At 68.8% G+C, this 16848-nt stretch carries 18 protein-coding genes and 3 pseudogenes; 12 read left to right on the top strand and 9 right to left on the bottom strand.

All coding sequences use genetic code 11. The annotated features are described in order from the left end of the window. Positions 1-187: 187 nt before the first annotated feature. Entirely contained in the window at positions 188-838 is a 651-nt protein-coding gene (locus ACH4FH_RS13835) for a carbonic anhydrase (RefSeq protein ID WP_398556003.1), read from the bottom strand. 149 nt (positions 839-987) lie between these two features. Here ACH4FH_RS13835 and ACH4FH_RS13830 point away from each other — a divergent pair. The 8 genes and pseudogenes from ACH4FH_RS13830 to ACH4FH_RS13795 all read left to right on the top strand — a co-directional run. Beyond that, positions 988-1059, top strand: a pseudogene (locus ACH4FH_RS13830) (VOC family protein); the annotation flags it as partial. A gap of 577 nt (positions 1060-1636) precedes the next feature. Further along, positions 1637-1762, top strand: a pseudogene (locus ACH4FH_RS13825) (SOS response-associated peptidase family protein); the annotation flags it as partial. A gap of 97 nt (positions 1763-1859) precedes the next feature. Then, on the top strand, positions 1860-2087 hold the full coding sequence (locus ACH4FH_RS13820; protein WP_398556002.1) for a DUF5133 domain-containing protein: 228 nt from the start codon (positions 1860-1862) through the stop codon (positions 2085-2087). A gap of 165 nt (positions 2088-2252) precedes the next feature. After that, on the top strand, positions 2253-2579 hold the full coding sequence (locus ACH4FH_RS13815) for a hypothetical protein (RefSeq protein WP_398556001.1): 327 nt from the start codon (positions 2253-2255) through the stop codon (positions 2577-2579). Between the two features lie 350 nt (positions 2580-2929). Then, positions 2930-3769, top strand: a complete 840-nt coding sequence (locus ACH4FH_RS13810; protein ID WP_398556000.1) for an META domain-containing protein — start codon at positions 2930-2932, stop codon at positions 3767-3769. A gap of 1 nt (position 3770) precedes the next feature. Continuing rightward, positions 3771-4445 carry a hypothetical protein gene (locus tag ACH4FH_RS13805; protein ID WP_398555999.1) on the top strand — a complete coding sequence of 225 codons (675 nt, stop codon included), beginning with the start codon at positions 3771-3773 and terminating at the stop codon, positions 4443-4445. A gap of 465 nt (positions 4446-4910) precedes the next feature. Next, entirely contained in the window at positions 4911-5528 is a 618-nt protein-coding gene (locus ACH4FH_RS13800; RefSeq protein ID WP_398555998.1) for a flavin reductase family protein, read from the top strand. A gap of 295 nt (positions 5529-5823) precedes the next feature. Next, the gene (locus tag ACH4FH_RS13795) at positions 5824-6639 is read left to right on the top strand and encodes an endonuclease/exonuclease/phosphatase family protein (RefSeq protein WP_398556078.1); all 816 of its coding nucleotides are present in this window, start codon (positions 5824-5826) and stop codon (positions 6637-6639) included. Positions 6640-6830: 191 nt separating this feature from the next. Here ACH4FH_RS13795 and ACH4FH_RS13790 read toward each other — a convergent pair whose 3' ends face one another. The 5 genes from ACH4FH_RS13790 to ACH4FH_RS13770 form a co-directional block, all read right to left on the bottom strand. Then, positions 6831-7085, bottom strand: a complete 255-nt coding sequence (locus ACH4FH_RS13790; RefSeq protein ID WP_398555997.1) for a DUF2277 domain-containing protein — start codon at positions 7083-7085, stop codon at positions 6831-6833. 158 nt (positions 7086-7243) lie between these two features. After that, positions 7244-8035, bottom strand: a complete 792-nt coding sequence (locus tag ACH4FH_RS13785; RefSeq protein WP_398555996.1) for an alpha-ketoglutarate-dependent dioxygenase AlkB family protein — start codon at positions 8033-8035, stop codon at positions 7244-7246. A gap of 157 nt (positions 8036-8192) precedes the next feature. Further along, positions 8193-8780 (bottom strand): hypothetical protein, encoded by a 588-nt coding sequence (locus tag ACH4FH_RS13780; protein WP_398555995.1) that lies wholly within the window; start codon positions 8778-8780, stop codon positions 8193-8195. 352 nt (positions 8781-9132) lie between these two features. Continuing rightward, positions 9133-9282 carry a hypothetical protein gene (locus tag ACH4FH_RS13775; protein WP_398555994.1) on the bottom strand — a complete coding sequence of 50 codons (150 nt, stop codon included), beginning with the start codon at positions 9280-9282 and terminating at the stop codon, positions 9133-9135. Between the two features lie 378 nt (positions 9283-9660). Continuing rightward, a complete protein-coding gene (locus ACH4FH_RS13770) occupies positions 9661-10056 on the bottom strand; it encodes a VOC family protein (protein WP_398555993.1) in 396 nt (131 codons plus the stop codon). 677 nt (positions 10057-10733) lie between these two features. Here ACH4FH_RS13770 and ACH4FH_RS13765 point away from each other — a divergent pair. Both ACH4FH_RS13765 and ACH4FH_RS13760 read left to right on the top strand, forming a co-directional pair. Beyond that, positions 10734-10964: a DUF6296 family protein gene (locus tag ACH4FH_RS13765; protein ID WP_398555992.1), complete on the top strand. Its 231-nt coding sequence runs from the start codon at positions 10734-10736 to the stop codon at positions 10962-10964. A gap of 424 nt (positions 10965-11388) precedes the next feature. Then, positions 11389-11610, top strand: a complete 222-nt coding sequence (locus ACH4FH_RS13760; protein WP_398555991.1) for a hypothetical protein — start codon at positions 11389-11391, stop codon at positions 11608-11610. Positions 11611-12243: 633 nt separating this feature from the next. Here the strand turns inward: ACH4FH_RS13760 and ACH4FH_RS13755 are convergent. The 3 genes and pseudogenes from ACH4FH_RS13755 to ACH4FH_RS13745 all read right to left on the bottom strand — a co-directional run. After that, positions 12244-12567, bottom strand: a complete 324-nt coding sequence (locus tag ACH4FH_RS13755) for a hypothetical protein (RefSeq protein WP_398555990.1) — start codon at positions 12565-12567, stop codon at positions 12244-12246. Between the two features lie 147 nt (positions 12568-12714). Further along, complete coding sequence (locus tag ACH4FH_RS13750) at positions 12715-13413, bottom strand: aspartate/glutamate racemase family protein (protein WP_398556077.1); 699 nt, start codon at positions 13411-13413, stop codon at positions 12715-12717. A 360-nt stretch (positions 13414-13773) separates the two neighbouring features. Then, positions 13774-13980 (bottom strand): annotated as a pseudogene (locus ACH4FH_RS13745) (class I SAM-dependent methyltransferase); the annotation flags it as partial. A gap of 450 nt (positions 13981-14430) precedes the next feature. On the opposite strand from ACH4FH_RS13745, the gene ACH4FH_RS13740 reads away from it, so the two are divergent. Both ACH4FH_RS13740 and ACH4FH_RS13735 read left to right on the top strand, forming a co-directional pair. Continuing rightward, positions 14431-15591, top strand: coding sequence for a glycoside hydrolase family 64 protein (locus ACH4FH_RS13740; RefSeq protein ID WP_398556076.1), 1161 nt, complete (start codon positions 14431-14433; stop codon positions 15589-15591). Positions 15592-15935: 344 nt separating this feature from the next. Then, positions 15936-16838 (top strand): chitinase, encoded by a 903-nt coding sequence (locus ACH4FH_RS13735; protein WP_398555989.1) that lies wholly within the window; start codon positions 15936-15938, stop codon positions 16836-16838. Positions 16839-16848: the final 10 nt, after the last annotated feature.

The raw sequence follows: 16848 nt of genomic DNA, 5'->3' as shown, positions 1-16848 counted from the left end.
GGCGATCTGCCCAGTGACCAAGTCGACCTGTGGCCGCAAGCTCAGCGCCCCTGCGATACGGGTCGGTCCCTCCCAGCGATAGCGCAGCGCGGAACCGCAACGCCAGGCGTGTCGGACGCACTCCGGGCCAGGCCCGGATGGGCCTTTTAGGCATCGCCCTCGCCGCCGTCGCCCGTGGAGCCGGCGTTCAGGCGCCCGGGCCGGGGGCTGCCGCTTCGGCGGGCAGGCCGCGTGTTGTGACGAGTCGGGCGCTGCCATCGGCGAGCCGGTAGGACAGGCCCACCACCGCCGTCTGTCCGGCGGTGACCTGATCGGCGAGCACTCGGGAGCGGTCGAGGAGGAGGTCGACGGTGTGCCTTATGTGCTCGGCGATGATGTCGTCGTCCTGGGTGAGCCCGGCGGCGCGGGCTGCCAGGACGCTGGGGGTGACACGTTCAATCACGTCGCGCACGTACCCGGTGGCCGCAACGCCGTCGGTCAGGGCGGCACGGGTGGCCGCGACCGCACCACATGAGTCGTGACCGAGCACTACCACCAGCGGGCATTCCAGCACGCTCACGCCGTACTCGATGCTGCCCAGCACCTCCGGCCCCGCCACGTGGCCTGCAGTGCGGACAACGAACAGGTCACCCAGGCCCCGGTCGAAGATGACCTCGGCGGCCAGACGTGAGTCGGAGCAGCCGAAGAGCACAGCGAACGGGCGCTGGCCGGATGCGGTCTGCGCGCGGCGCGCGGCGTCCTGATTGGGGTGCTCCGGGGTACCGGAGACGAAGCGCTGGTTGCCGGCCAGCAGCAGCTCAACGGCTTCGGATGGAGTCAGCGGCGGTGCGTCAGTCATGGCAGCAGGCTACGTCGGAGCCCCGCTCGCCACTCTGTCGGGGACCGCCAACCGGGCCGGGGCCGCCTGTCTGCCGCTCTCTACGAGGTGGCCCCGGTCGACCGCCGCAGACCGCTCGCGGGCGTCACTTGGATTCTGTGGCTGGTCTCTTTGTTGTCCTGGCGGATCCTGATGGCAACATCTTCTGCCTCGTCGATCTGAGCCACACGCCGAGCGGCTGACGGGGACGAGGGCGCCTAACGGAGCCGAGCCGGGGCGCCTAACCGGGCCGGGTGAGAGCGCGCGCAGTGCGAGCACTCTATGATCGCCGCGCCCGGCTCGAGGAAACGGCTTCAGCAGCCATCGGGGCAGGGCGTTCTAGGCCCAACGCGCATCCACGGCCCCCAAGAACTCGCCCGACCCCCGGTAGGTCAGCCCCTCGACCGGAAGGCCCTCCGCAGTGAGGCACTCCGTCGGCCCGTGCCAGGTGCGGCATTGGGTGCAGTTCCAGTCTGTGCGCAGCGCCTGAACCGTCGCCCATGTGCTGCACCAGCAACATCGGCGAAGCACGTCAAACCAGCCGCCGGGCATCGTGGCGACGCACCTGGCCTCTCGTCGCAGTTCTTCCGGTGGAGGGGCGTGCGCGGCGTCTCGCCGAGGGCCGCAGGCAGACGTAGGGGTCCGGGCAGTCTTCATGGCGGCATGGTGCCGCACACGCGCGTGCTTTACGCATCTGGCGCCGGTGGACGGCGAGTCCCCTTGGGTGGGCCGGGCATACCCGGGGTCTCGCGACCTCTCGGTATGTGCGGCCATGCCTGGCAGCTACCGTCGCTGCGCTGGGGCCTGGTGCCGTCCTGGGCGACGAGCCCGAACATGGGCGCGAAAATGATCAACGCCAGGGTGGAGACCGTGCGGAGTGTCTGTCCACCGATCACAAGGCGTTCGCACTTGCACCTTCGGTGACCGGAGACAGCCCGCATGCAGAACCGCAGGGCCGGGCATCCGCTGCAAAGACCTCGTTGGCGACAGAAGGAGCCGGACCGTGCCCATGGCCCACCCCGCGGTACTGCGCGATCTCATTGAGCAGTACCAGGCTCTTCGGCTGCTCCAGGCCCAGGAAGGCGGCAACACCGTGCGCCAGCGGCTGGAGGATGTCACCTACACCTTGTGCGTCTCGACCGGAACGCGTGACGGGGACGCAGCCCTGATCGCCGCACGCCATCAGCTCCCGGGCACTCGCGTGGAGGACGACTCCGTCCTCACGTGTTGACACGCCCCCACGCGTTGACACGCCCTCCTCGCTCAGGACGTTGCCGCGTCCGCGCCGCCGGGAGGAGATCATGCTCAGCCCGCGAGGCGCTTCCTGCCGGACCGAGCGGTACAACACCGGCTGGGCCCTTTTTGCGGGCCCGGCTTTTCGGCGACGCGTGAGCAGTTGATTACCCAGGCCCGGGCCGGTATGCACACCGCGCAGGAGAGCCGCTATAACAACCCGCGCCGCCTCTTGCGCCGGCACCGCGAACGCACCCGCTTCGAAAACTACGGTGCGGTGTTGGGACGGCTGGAACGGACGCTCTACCAAGCAGCCGCCCTCACCCGCAGCCTCGACCAGTGGCGCGCCAGCGAGACCACCTACCCCTACAGAGCATTCCTGGAGTCCTACGCCACTTTCCTGGAAGTCATCGCCGACATCGCACAGCTTCCCCTGATGGAAGAATTCCAGCACACCAGCGACGTACTCCGGCGCTACACCTCGTCTTAACGGTAGTTCCGCGGCGGCAAGGACGATATCTAAGACCGTGCCCTATGTGGTGGAGCGAACCTGTCATCTACACCTGTACACGCGTGGGTTGTCACCGCAGGAGGTGGAACTGGATCTTCAGGAAAGACGTTTGGGTTGGCGTGCAGATCTCTCTAAGACGTGTTGCGGGGGTCGTCGCCGGCATAGCAATGGTGTGCGGCGCGATCTCAGCCTGTGGGGCGGCCTCGGACGATGAGGGCGGCCGGAGCGGGGGTGCTACGGCATCCGCTTTCCCCGCGAAGAAGGGGCCAGGAGGCCCCGGAGGCAGGCTGTTCGGTGGGATCTGGGCCTTCGATGACCTCACGCTCACGGTGGACGGACAAGAGGCGCACGGGCCCCAGATCGCCAGTCCGTGGGTGGAGTTCCGCGAGGACGGGTCAGTTGCAGGGGACTACGGCTGCACGCCGTTTCGAGTGAAAGCCGAGCTGGAGGCAACCACGCTGACATTGGGTGAAGACCTTCCGGTGCTGCCCCCTCCTTCGGCGACGCCTGCTCCGCCCGACGAGACGGCCTCATGCCCGACGCTGGGAAAGCAGCAGAAGGACATCGCGAGCTCCACGGGCCCGGACGCACAGAAGTCGAAGGCCGAGGGCCTCACACCACGGAACTCGGAGCTGACAGATTTCGAGGCGAAGGTCAAGAAGTTCTTCCACCGAGGCCAGCTGAAGATCACCGAGAAGAAACTGGAGCAGAAACCTGGGGGGCCGCCTCCCGGCTCGTTGCCGCAACTGCGGAACAAGCACGGTGATGTAGCCACGCTCACCATCGTCAGATCCCCAGGCATCTTCGACACCAAGTTCCAACTTGACGAGCGGATGGCCTACGACAGCTCCGACAAAGTGGCGTCCGCCAAGGACACCTCTTTCGAATTCCACCGCGACGGCACCGTCACCGGCAAGCTTGGCTGCAACGACTTTAACGCCAAAGTCTTCTTCAACGGCTCCCACGTCTTCTTCCGCGACGCCCAACTCACCACGCACCGCACCTGCGCAGCACAGAACATGAAGGACGAGGCATCCGCCTTCGAGACGCTGCAGCGTTCATTGAACTACCGCTATACCGGTGATAGCGGCAGGATCTACATGAGGGATGACCACAGCAGCGAGCATCTGGCCACAGGTCTTGTCTTCAGGCCCGTCACAGATCGGTAGATTGCAACCGCTCATACGCCAGGCCGCCATCGACAACCACACCCGCAGCATCGGCCGCGCGCTCACGGCCGGCTTCCGCTCCCTGTACCCGCACCACACCGACGGCCACGCCACGGTCCGCCCTCTGACCTGCCGCCGGACGGCACGTCTCTACGAGCGCGCCCAGCCCGCCAGTGCCGCTCTCGCCGCCCGGGTGAAGGCCGCGATGACCGGGGCCGTCTCCCCGCTCCAGGAGCGCCGGCTCCGTCGGCAACAGGCGACCGACCTCGCCGCAGCCCGGAGCTCCCAGAAGCTCATAGCGGCTGCCGCCGCCAAGCTCCACGACGGCGTCAAGGAGCGCGCGGTCGCCCACGGCCCGCACCTGCAGCCCGACTCAGCCCCGAAGAGGCCATACGTTCCGCAGCAGCCAAACCCAGGCCCCGCCCACGCCCACAGACCACAGACCACAGACCACAGGGAGAATCTGATGGACACTAAGGAGACCTACATGAACAAGAAGGAGCTGCTGCGCAATCAGCGCTACCGGCCAAAGGCGGCAGGCGTCGCCGCCTCGCTGCGGGGAACTCCCGCGGGCCCCGCCCCCGGCACTCCAGTGCGTGGCTGCGGTGACCTTGCCGTTCCGCGTCGCCCAGCCGTGCACTTGGCAACCGACGGGTGCGCCTCGTGCAGAGCGTGACCTCTCCAGCAGCCACCGACGGATTTCGAGCTGAACTTTCATCCGGCCAACGGATTCCCCCGCGCCGAGGACCAGGACCGCCTGCGACAAGCTCGACGCCGACACAGTGGGCCAGGGACCGAAGGACCACCTGTGTCCTTAGCACCGCTATCCCCAAGTGATCATTCGTCGACGGAGACTGTCAGAAGCCCTGGATCACAGCAGGGCATGGGGAGGGGGATGGCCTGGCAGAGGCCGCCCGGCTCTGGTGTTGAGCTGGTCGGCCGGCCGTCAGCAGCCGTTGAGGACGGTGGGTTCTTCTCGGTGGAGTCGACGGTCGTGTCCTAGGGGCATTTCACCTGGTCCACGGTGGTCGGGTCCTGGTGCGCGGCGGCTTCGATTCCCGGCGCTTTCCGTCGCACTCGGAGGGTGGGGGCCGTGGGTCCGCTGCGAGATCCGTGGCCGTCGGTGTGGATACTGATCACCATGCGCATTGACTTCGATCCCGCTGCCATGCCCCGCAACGAGTTCTACCGGCTGCTGACCGCCACCGTGGTGCCGCGGCCCATCGCCTGGGTGTCGACCATGTCGGCGGACGGGACGCACAACCTCGCGCCGCACTCCTTCTTCACCATTGCCAGCGTGGCGCCGCCGGTGGTGCAGTTCAGCTCCGTCGGGCGCAAGGACACCTTGCGGAACATCGAGGCGACCGGCGAGTTCGTGGTGAATCTCGCCCCGGAGGGTCTCTTCGAGCAGATCAATGACAGCGCCACCGATTTTCCGCACGGGGTGAGTGAGTTCGAGGCGGTGGGCATCGCCTCCGAGCCCGGTCTTCGGGTCAAGCCGCTGCGCGTCGCGGCCTCGCCGGTGGCGTTGGAGTGCGAGGTGCACAGCACGATCCGGATCGGGGACTCCACCGTCGTGTTCGGGCGGGTGGTGCATGCGGTCGTGTCGGAGGACGTGATGGTCGACGGGCATCCCGAGATCTCCCGCCTGAAGCCCCTCTCGCGCCTGGGCAAGGACGAGTGGGGCACGCTCGGCGAGGTACGGGAGCTCTCCCGTATCCGGCACGCCGACTGGCAGGGTCCCGCCAGCGACCGGTAGCCGGATGGGAGCGGGCCGGGGCAGCGGTCGGCGGCAGTCGTGTGTTTCGACTGCCGTGTCCCGAAGGCTACTTCCGGCTCACTGTGGAGTCCGAGACTCTGCAGTCAGTCGCTGTCGGCCTCTGCCGGCGCAATGGACCCCTGGAGTCGCTGTGACCGCTTCCGCTCCCGCGCCGAACGAAGTCCCCGCTCCCGCCTCCCCGATCCACTCGCCGGACCCGGCGGCCGCGACGGCGCCGTTCAGTCGGCGTTTCGCCCTGCGCGCGGCGGCCGCAACCGCCGTCGCCGCGCCGGTCATGGCGTACGGCTCCGGCACGGCGGAGGCCGCCGATCACGAGCCGGGGCTGCGGGTGATGAGCTTCAACCTGAGATACGCCGCGGACACCCGGCCGAATTCCTGGGCCGAGCGCCGGCCCGTGATGCGCACGCTGCTGCGTCGCGAAGCGCCGCACCTGCTCGGCACGCAGGAGGGCCTCTACGGGCAGCTACGGGATATCGCGGCCGACCTCGGGCCGCGCTACGGCTGGGTGGGCACCGGGCGGGGCGGCGGGAGCCGCGACGAATTCGTGGCCGTCTTCTATGACGTCCACCGCCTCGCACCTGTCGAGTACGACCACTTCTGGCTCTCCGACACGCCGTATCTGATCGGGTCGTCCACCTGGGGAAACACCGTCGTTCGGATGGCCACCTGGGTCCGCTTCCGCGATCTGCGAACCGGCCAGGAGTTCTACGCACTCAACACTCACCTCGACCACCTCAACCAGTACTCTCGTGAGCGCTCCGCAGCGTTGATCACCGAACGGCTGGGGGCTCAGGACCCGTCCGTGCCGAGGATCGTCACGGGAGACTTCAACGTGGCGGCGCACAAGAACCCTGTCTACGACGCGATGCTCAAAGGCGGCCTCGTCGACAGCTGGGACAGTGCCGAGGAGCGCAGCGCGCTGTACGCCACCTTCCACGGGTACCGGCCGCTGGTGCCTGACGGGGATCGGATCGACTGGATTCTCACCTCGCCTGCGGTGCGTACGCGGCGGGCCTCGATCAACACCTTCTCCGAGAACGGCCAGTTCCCGAGTGATCACCTTCCGGTGCAGGCGCTGCTCGACTGGTGAGAGCGGCGCGGCGCGGTGGGGAGGTGACGTACGCCGGAGCAGCCAGGCAGCCAGGCAGCCAGGCAGCCAGGCAGCCAGGCAGCCAGGCGGCCAAGCAGCTAAGCAGCCAAGCGGCCCGAGCCGTCGGAGCTGCTCCTCGCTCGTCCGGCTCGTGCGGGGCCGGCCGTGCTCCGATGCGGCCGTCGGCAGGGTCAGTGCTGGTGGGCGTGCGGTGGGTGCTCGGGGGTCCGGTGGGCGGCGGAGCCGCGGACCTGGAGGCCGTCGAGGAGTTCCTGCGTCGCGGCCGCCACGGCGTTCACGGCGTCATCGAACACCTCACGGTTGTGCGCGGCCGGCGCGCGGAACCCGGAGACCTTGCGGACGTACTGCAAGGCCGCGGCCCGGATGTCCTCATCGGTGACCTCGGGGGTGGCGGGCGGACGGAGCGTCTTGATGCTGCGGCACATGAGTCCAGTCTGCCTCGCGACGGGCGGAAGCGGGGAGATCTGTTTACCGGCCCCGCTCCGCACTGCCGTGACCATGCCACGGCCACGAAGCGGTCACAGCCAGGCGGACGGCCACTGCCCGGGTGAGACCCGGCGCGCCGCGGTCGGACCAGGGCGGATCAGCCGAGTCCGGTGACCCGCATGGTGATGTTGAGGCGGCCGCCGTTAAGACCGGACGCCGGGTCGCAGGTGCCGGGACGGACCTTGGGCACGCCGTGGTAGGCGAAGCGGGACGGGCCGCCGAAGACGAACAGATCGCCCGAGGCCAGCTCGATGTCGGTGTACGGCTTGGTCCGGGTCTCGGTGTTGCCGAAACGGAAGACGCAGGTGTCGCCGATGCTGAGGGATACAACCGGGGCGTCGGACCGCTCTTCCTTGTCCTGGTGCATACCGAGCTTCGCCTGCTCGTCATAGAAATTGATCAGTGCGGTGTCCGGTGTGTAGTCGTCACCCGCGGTTGCGTCCTCGTACGCCTCGACCAGGGCCTTCCGCCCCAACGCCACCATCCACTCCGGGAAAGCGGCGACCCGTGCGCCATTCACGTCGTCGGCGGTGCGGGTGTACGCGTACGGCTGCCAGTGCCACCCGATACACACCGTCTGGACGGACATCACGCCGCCCCTGGGCAGCTTGGTGTGCCGGATCGGCGCGGGGCCGCGCGCCCAGTCACGGCAGGCGGAGACCAGCTCGCGCTGCTGGGCGAGGGGCAGCCAGCCGGGGACGTGGACGGCGCCGGGGGCGATGAGCCGCCGACCGGTACGACCCTGCTCGGTCGGCGCGGCAGTGGAGCGGGCTTCGCCATCAGGAGCGGCCGGGCCGGTACCGGGGGAGGCGGGGACGGCGCCGGAATGGTGACTCGTGGAGCCGTCGAGTCGCCCGAACTCCTCGAATCCGGGAAGTGGCGTGGTCATCTGCTCTCGACTCCGCTCCTCGACCTGTCTCCCTGCCTGCGCCGGGGCCCCGACTTCGCGTCTCGCCCCTGGGCGGCCTCGCCCCCCACGGCACCGTGGTGCAGCGCCCGTCATGGGCTCTTCCTGTTCAGCGTGCCACGGCCGCCCACTCACGGGCTCACGGGCCGGACTGCGGGCGCTGGGTGACCCAGTCGCGCTCCACGGCCCACGTTCCGCCGTCCGCAGTGGCGCCGCGCATCCCGTGAAGGGTCGCCGGGCCGGTGAGCGCGGGGAGACGGGAGTCGGCGAGGGACGCGAAGCCGTACGTACGGGCCGGGTCCCAACCGGTGCTCCGGCGCAGACGGCGACTCATCTGTGCCCATCCGAGCGGTGCCGCCGCGACGACCCAGGCGTCGGGTTCTTCTGCGGTGAACCGCTGGGCGGCACGCAGCCAGGAGGCGGCCTGCTCGGGCCAGTCGACCACGGCCAGGACAGGCAGGCCGGCCGAGTGCCACGCCTCGACGAAGGCGGTCGCGGCAGATCGTGACGCGGCGTCTCTGCTGTGCCCCACGACCACTGTGCGGATACGGGTTCGCGTACGCGGGGGTGGGCCGGGAGCGGTCAACAGGCTGAGCAGGGCTTTGAGTTCCGCGTCGGTGTGGGGTGCCGGGGAGGGCAGGGGGCCGTAAGCGGTTGCCGTTGCTGGTGGGAGAAGCGGAGAGCCCATGTCCCGCGGCAGGGCGTTCACTGCGTTGTTGATGATCATGAGTGCTTCCGTCGGAGGAGGCGCGGGGCGGGGGAGGGGCGGTGTGTGCGCTCCGATCCCGGTCGGTTGCCGCCGGCGGGCCGCCCTCGCGTGGCATTTTCAGCCTGTCGGACGGAGAGCGGGGCCGCTGGCGGAATTCGGACGTCAGGGTGGGCGCCCCGTTCGGTTGGCCACCGATGATCTTGCGGGCTCCGGCCAGGGGAGTCGTCCGCCACGAGTGGGAGCATCCGACGGTGCGGCACGATGAGACCGCCCCGGCCTGTGCGGTGTGCTGGGCGCGCCCGACCTGAGACATGCGACGTGTGACGTGCCCGGCGTGGCTCCGGCGTCCTCCGTCTGCCGCTACGTCCGATCAGGCCGCCTCGACAACCTCCGCGCGCACGGCGAGGGTCCAGACTTCCAGCAGCCCGGCATACTCCGCCATGTCCTGGGGCGTCCACGCCCGACCACGCCGGGCTCGCACAAATCGGCGGATCGATTCGTTGGCCTCGGAGGCAGGCACGGGCGCGTCCTTAGGGGCAGAAGGGCTTAAGGGCATGTGAAACATGCTAGTGGCAGCCGCTGACAACTCAGTGCGTCGTATGTCGCCTCGTGAGGTCGATGCGCCGACCGCCGGCGTCCCTGCCGACCGCCCCAACTCCCTGACCAGCGAGGATCGTAGAGGACTTCACCACGCGGCGCTGCCCGCATGTGGTCAGTCCCACACGCTCCGCGTTCGGGGCCGGAACCGCGCCGGACTTTCACCCTTGAGGTGATGACGGGCCGCAGATGCCGCGCGCACGGGCCCACGGTGGCCATCGTTCCGCCGCCGCCCCCCATCGTCGGTCAGGCGTCCTCGGTCCCGGTGGAGAGCGCCTGTCGCTGCCTCTCGCCGCCCACCTCACCGAAGAAACAGACAGAACGGGTGTCCCGCCGGGTCGAAGAACACGCGGACATCGTCCTGGGGCTGGTGCTCCGCCTGCGTCGCGCCGACCAAGACGGCATACGCTCCGGCCGTATCGAGATCGTCGACGCGAATGTCGAGATGCAGCATTTTCTGCTGGACCATGGCCTGCTCAGGCCATACGGGCGGCTCATAGCCTGCCTCGGATTGGAACGATAGCCCCGTGCCACCGGCCGGGCCTCTGAGTACCACCCAGTCCGGTTCGCTGTATTTCACCTCCCAGCCCAGCAGCCGCCTGTAGAAGTCCGCGAGCGCATGAGCGTCCGGGCAGTCCAGGACCACCGAGGCGAGTGAGAACCGAGGTCCACCAGCCTCATCGTGTTCATTTGCCACCGTCACTCCGCAACACCGTCCTTTCGTCTGACCGGCAACTGTTGCCGGCCTCTGCTGTTCGTTCGGCGGGCAGGGAGCGTACGCACGTAGTGCGATGCCGGGAAGGTCATCGGGGTCGGCGGGGGAGAGGTGCGGCGCTTCGGTTACTCCTATCGGGTGGTATTACCGCCCGTCCCGAGGCGCGCGTGCGGGCCTGCTCGCCAGGGTGGGATGACGCCGTCCGGCATGCCCCTGAGCGCCTCAACCCCTCCTGATCCACGCCGAGTTACCCGCACGGCCGGTCTCCTCGCCTGCCTTCCGAGCCGCCGTTGTCAGTGGTCGCCCGTACCGTGGCGTAGTCACTATCCGAGCTGCTGGCGCTTCTCGGACCCGCCCCGCCCCTGTGACAGCGCACGGGGGCGGGGCACCCCTCGATCCGTCGGCATTCGCGGCTCCTCCCGTGCCGATCCGGTGCTCCGGGGCGGGCGTGTCGGGCCTGCACCCGTTACGGCTCCCTCGGCCGGCGAGTGCGAGTGCCGGCGGTCCGAGTGCCGGTCCAAGATCATGTCCGCACTTCGTGTAGATGAGGCGCCGAGGGCGCGCGTGCGCGAGGATGGAAAGACCGAGGTACAGCGGCGTGTCGCGGCCGCGGGGGAGCGGCGCGGCGGGCCTGCGCAGAGCCATGTCGGGAGGCCCCGATGGAATACCCGGAAAGCTACGAATTGATATTTCAAGCCCCCGCCGTGGAAGACGATGTGGTGATCGTCCGGCGTACGGACAAGGCGGGCGCGGGCGGGTATCCCGTCTACGAAGATGAATCGGGGATCGTTCGCGCGGAGATCAGCGACCGGGCGGAGGTGCGCATGCTGGCCAGCGGCGGGCACCAGATGCTCCGGACGCCGCTCCTGGCACGCCCCCTCACGCCGTGAGCGAGGCGGAGCGGCGGGTGGATCCGCCGCGTCGAGCCATGGACGCCGAGCCATGGACGCCGAGCCATGGATGTCGAGCCGCGGCGGTCTCGCACCGGCCTCAGCGTCCGGCTTGTCGCCGTGGGCGGCAAGGACCGGCAGACACGAGTGCACCAACGCGGTCAGCTTCTCCGAGCGCCGGCCCCCGGGGTCGGCGAACAGCGGCACCGAAGTATCGCCCGAGGGAATTCAGGAGGGCAATTTCAAGGCCGGTGGAGCCCGCGCGGGCGGATCTGTGGCGGAGCTCACCAATAACGAACGGGTGTAAATCTGCCCATTTCAGGCGCATGGATGAGTGCTTCCGGAGGTGGCAAAAGAGCCCGTGGAGAAGGTTCACGCAGTGCACGGGCTCACAGGAGGCTCCGGCAGGCGCATACTGGTCCCAATGACAAAGCCAGCGGTAACCAAGCGTCCTCTGCCCACCAGCCCCTTCAAAGCCCCGGCTGCGCCGCCTCGTAAGAGCTTCGCCATAGGAAACCGGGTCACCCACGATGTGTACGGCCTCGGCCGGGTAACCGCCGTCGAGGAAGGGATCGCGGTCATCGTCGATTTCGGCTCGATGCAGGAGCGGATCACCAGCCCGTACCCCAAGCTGACCAACCTCTAGGACGGCCGGGCCACGGCCGAGGAGAGCATGCAAGATCCCTCCCCCCGGCCCGGCCCTTGAGGCATGTCCTGCCCCGCGAACCCCCGAGGAAAGGGGAGTCGTCCCATCGACACGAACTCACCGTTCTCTTCGCCGGAACCGGCGCCCGTCCCGGCCGCCACCGGCTCGCCCACCCCCTCTACGAACCCCTTCCAGGCCCCGGACTTCGACGAGGCCCCGGCGGAAGGCTCCCCTGTGCCGAGTGCGGATTCCGGCACCCGCAAGCGCCGCCGCTCGTGAGCATTGCCCTCACCCTGCCGGCACCCGCGAGCATCACCCTGAGTCCCTGAGCATCTGAGTACCTTGAGTCCCGGCGTGGGCCGGTCACGCAGACGTATCCCCGGGCCCGGTGCCCCGGACTCGCTGCCGATGGCCGAGCACTGCACAAAACCCCGTCGGGGCCGGTCGCCGTGATCATGGCACCACCGGCCCCCTGGGGCGAGCAACGGGCGCATGGCCGCCGACGGTGCGAGCCGCGGCGGTCCACGGGGCGTACGGCGCCCCCAGCCGGCGTAGCCGCGGAGTACTACCTCAGGTGCCGAAGGCGCAGGTGCCGGCTACGGGATTCACCCCCGCATTACTCGCCCGCCTGGGCTAGAGGCCGCGCAGATGCGACCGCGACTGACGCTTTCGACCCGCGCCCGGCACCGGGCGGTCCTGGTCCACCTGGTCCTGGGGCGGCTCCGGGACATCACGTTCTTGGGCCGGCGCCGCAATGTCCTCGGTCGGCTGCCGGACGTCTTCGTCGGGCCTCTGGGCGCCTTCGCACAGCGAGACGTCCTCCAGATGCGGGGTGTCCTCGCGCTGCGGAAAATCCTGGGACGGCGGGGCGTCGTTCTCGTGCTCAGGGTCGGATCCTGCGGTCTGTCCCGTGAGTGCGGCCAGGGCGCGTTCGAGCGACTCACCGGTCACCTGCATCCGGATTCTTGCCAGTCGTTCTAACTCGCTACGCGACACGACGTCAGGGTACCCGCCGGATTTCCGGTGTCCTTCCGGACCCAAGGATCTGTGCGGATATGACAGTTGGCGTGCCTTTCGGCGCTACGGATTACGGCGGTGAGCGGGCTATCGGCCGTCGGAAAGTGCCCGGCTGACGGCTGCCTCGGCATGCAGCCGGGTGGTCGGGAAGACGGGTACCGGACTGTCCTGCGGCTGGATGAGCAGCTCGATCTCGGTGCAGCCCAGCACGATGCCTTCGGCGCCCGCAGCGACAAGATCCCTGATGACCGCCGTGTACGCCTGCCGGGACTCCTCGCGGACGATGCCGCGGCAGAGTTCGTCGTAGATCACCCGGTGGACGGTGCCGCGCCCGGTGGCGTCCGGGACGAGCACGTCCAGTCCACGGGATTCCAGGCGGCCGCGATAGAAATCCTGTTCCATGGTGAACGCGGTGCCCAGCAGGCCGACGCGGCGCAAGCCGTCCGCGCGCACCGCGTCCGCGGTGGTGTCGGCGAGATGCAGCAGGGGGATGCCGACCGAGGCGGCTACCTGATCGGCGACCTTGTGCATGGTGTTGGTGCAGAGCAGCAGCATTTCCGCGCCCGCGGCTTCCAGTGATCCGGCCGCCTCGGCGAGTACCTGGGCCGCTTCGTCCCAGCGTCCCGCGACCTGTAGCTGCTCGATCTCAGCGAAATCCACGGAGTACAGGACGCACTTCGCGGAGTGGAGCCCGCCCCGCCGTTCACGCGTCAGCTGGTTCAGCAGCCGGTAGTACTCCGCCGTGGACTCCCAACTCATGCCCCCGAGCAGCCCGATCGTCTTCATCGGGCCACTTTCGCACAGAGCCCCCTGATCGGTCGCGGGGACGTACGGGCAGGTCCGGCGGGTGCCACCCGGCTTCCGAGCCGGCAGCAATGCCTGCTGGGTCGTCTCCATGCCCTCGATGGGCTCGCGCAAGAGCTGGGCGCCCATGGTGAGTCCGGCCTGCTGTAAAAGCTCGGCGATGTGGACCGGCTGCCGCCGGTGGAAGTCGAGCGACACGGGGTGACCCCACGGCTCCGACAGGTGCAGCGGCACGTCGCCGACCTGGAACGCGACCAGCAGATGGCCGCCCGGGGCCAGTACCCGGGCCGGCTCGGCACAGATGCGGGGCAGCCGATCCCTCGGGGCGTGGATGAGGGAGTATCAGGCGCAGGCGCAGGCGCAGGCGCAGGCGCAGGCGCCTGCGAGGCCGCGGTCCGGCAGGTCCAGAGCCGTCATCGACCCTTCCTCGAACCGCAGGTCCGGATGCGACCGCCGGGCCGGCGCGACCATCCGCGGCGACAGGTCGATTCCGTACGCGGACAGACCGAGCGAGTGCAGGTGTGCCGTCACGCGTCCGGGGCCGCATCCGAGGTCGGCGACCGTCGCTGGCCACGGCGTCGCTGAACGCGCGGGCGGTGTTGAGGAAGTCGGATGCGGTCACGAGCGGGCGGGATGCTCCGGGATGTGGTGGCTGTGGGGAGAGGAATGGCGAGGGCCGTCCCGAACGGAACTGACCCGTGAAGTGCGGTGCATGTGCGGTGAGTTGACGTGTTCGGTGCGTTCTCTTGACGGTCCCATGGCGGGGAGTGATTCTGGGGGCGCACAATTGAGAGCGCTCTCATACGGCGTGGGCGGGCGGCACGTACCTGTTCTCGTTGGCCGGCACGCTCCCGTCGCGTCCGCCACGCGCCTCCCCGCGCCGAAGGATCCGCGCCTCACGCTCCAGCCCTGGTGAGTTCCACCGATGAGGAGGACGACGTGCCGGCCTTACCCAAAGTGCTCAGATCCTTGGCCGCGGCGGTGATCTTCGCTGCGGGAATGGCGGCAACCGCCCCCGCCGAGGCGGCGACGCCCAGTGCCGAGGCGGCCGCTGAGGCGGCGGTTCCCGCGACCATCCCGCTCCGGTTCACCAACAACTCCGGTCGCGGTGAGCAGATTTACGTCTACAACATCGGCACCCTGCTCGCCACGGGGCAGCAGGGCTGGGCGGACGCGAACGGTACGTTCCACCCGTGGCCGGCGGGCGGCAATCCACCGACCCCCGCCCCCGACGCGTCGATCGCCGGGCCGGCCAACGGCAGCTCCCTGACGATCCGCATGCCGAAGTTCTCCGGCCGCATCTACTTCTCCTACGGCCAGAAGCTCGTGTTCAAGCTGACAACGGGCGGTCTCGTGCAGCCCGCGGTGCAGAATCCGAGCGACCCCAACAGGGACATCCTCTTCAACTGGTCGGAGTACACGCTCAACGACGCCGGTCTGTGGCTCAACAGCACGCAGGTCGACATGTTCTCGGCTCCGTACGCGGTCGGCGTCCAACGCGCGGACGGGACGACCGCGAGCACGGGGCACCTCAAGCCGGGTGGCTACAACGGCTTCTTCAGTGCCCTCAAGGGGCAGCCGGGTGGCTGGGGCAACCTGATCCAGACCCGCGCCGACGGCACGGTTCTGCGCGCCCTCGCTCCCGGCCACGGCATCGAGTCCGGCGCCCTGCCCGCAAGCGTGATGAATGACTACATCGACCGGGTGTGGAGCAAATACGCCTCATCGACCCTGTCGGTGACACCGTTCGCCGACCAGCCGAACACCACGTACTACGGCCGGGTCTCCGGCAACGCCATGAACTTCACCAACAGCTCCGGAACGGTCGTCACCTCCTTCCAGAAGCCGGACGCGGACAGCATCTTCGGCTGCTACAAGCTGCTGGACGCTCCGAACGACCTCGTGCGCGGCCCGATCTCCCGCACGCTGTGCGCCGGTTTCAACCGGTCCACGCTGCTGAACAACCCCCAGCAGCCGGACGCCGGTTCCGGCGGTTTCTATCAGGACGCGGTGACCAACCACTACGCCCGCACGATTCACGCGCAGATGGCCGACGGCAAGGCGTACGCCTTCGCCTTCGACGATGTCGGCAATCACGAGTCGCTGGTGCACGACGGGAACCCCCAGCAGGCCACCATCACGCTGGATCCCTTCAGCTGAGCGGCGGTGCCGGGGCGCCTCGCACGGACTGGTTCGGGTACGGGGTGACCGCCGAACCGACCGTCTTTCGGGCGTCATTGGTATGGACATGCTCACCGGAGCGGTCATAGCCTGAGGGTGTTGGTCTAGACCGCATCTCCCTTGGTGCGGCGGGGCGTCGATCGCGCCCCGCACGCCGCGAAGACCTTCCGTCGGCGTGCGGGATTCGGTCGATGTCTGTCTGCTTTTCGCGACGTCGGACCGCGTGATGGCAGACCGTCAACGGACCGCCTCCGCACGCCACTTCCCCCCCACATGCGGGGCCGTGCTCCGTCAAGGGACCGGTCGCGCGAAGGAGTCACGCGATGAAGTCACGTATTGCCGCCGTGCTGAGTGCCGCCACCATGGCGGCGGGAGTAGCCCTCTTCGTGCCCGTCGTGCCGGCGGCGGCAGCGGCGGGCTGCGCCCCGTCGTGGGACGCGTCGGCCACCTACGCCGACGGGAAGACCACGTCGTACGGCGGACACAACTGGTCCGCGCAGCAGCGGAGTCACAGTGAGGCACCCGGACACGACGCCGTCTGGTCGGACCAAGGGGCCTGTGCCGCGTCCGGGGCCGCCGAGGCGGCCGCTTCTGACGCGTCGGCCGAGGGGTTCGTCGTCAGCGAGGCGCAGTTCAACCAGATGTTCCCGAACCGGAACGCGTTCTACACCTACAGCGGTTTGACGGCGGCGCTCAGTGCCTATCCCGAATTCGCGAACACCGGGAGCGACACCGTCAAGCGGCAGGAGGCGGCGGCATTCCTGGCGAACGTCAGCCACGAAACCGGCGGCCTGGTCCACATCGTGGAGCAGAACACCGGGAACTATCCGCACTACTGCGACGCCACCCAGCCGTACGGGTGCCCGGCCGGCCAGGCGGCGTACTACGGCCGCGGCCCCATCCAGCTCAGCTGGAACTTCAACTACAAGGCGGCGGGTGACGCCTTGGGCATCGACCTGTTGAACAACCCCTACCTCGTCGAGCAGGATTCCGCCGTCGCCTGGAAGACCGCCCTCTGGTACTGGAACACCCAGACCGGGCCCGGCACGATGACGCCGCACCAGGCGATGGTCAGCGGAGCCGGCTTCGGCGAGACGATCCGCAGCATCAACGGATCGATCGAGTGCAACGGCGGCAACCCCGGCCAGGTGCAGAGCCGGATCAACAGCTACCAGAGCTTCGTTCAGATCCTGGGCACCACTCCTGGTGACAACCTGAGCTGCTGACGCGGGGCCG

It is taken from the genome of Streptomyces sp. NPDC017993 (assembly GCF_044328065.1).
Classification (GTDB): domain Bacteria; phylum Actinomycetota; class Actinomycetes; order Streptomycetales; family Streptomycetaceae; genus Streptomyces.
The sequence above is the reverse complement of the archived record's forward strand: the minus strand, read 5'-3'. Positions and strand labels throughout refer to the sequence as shown.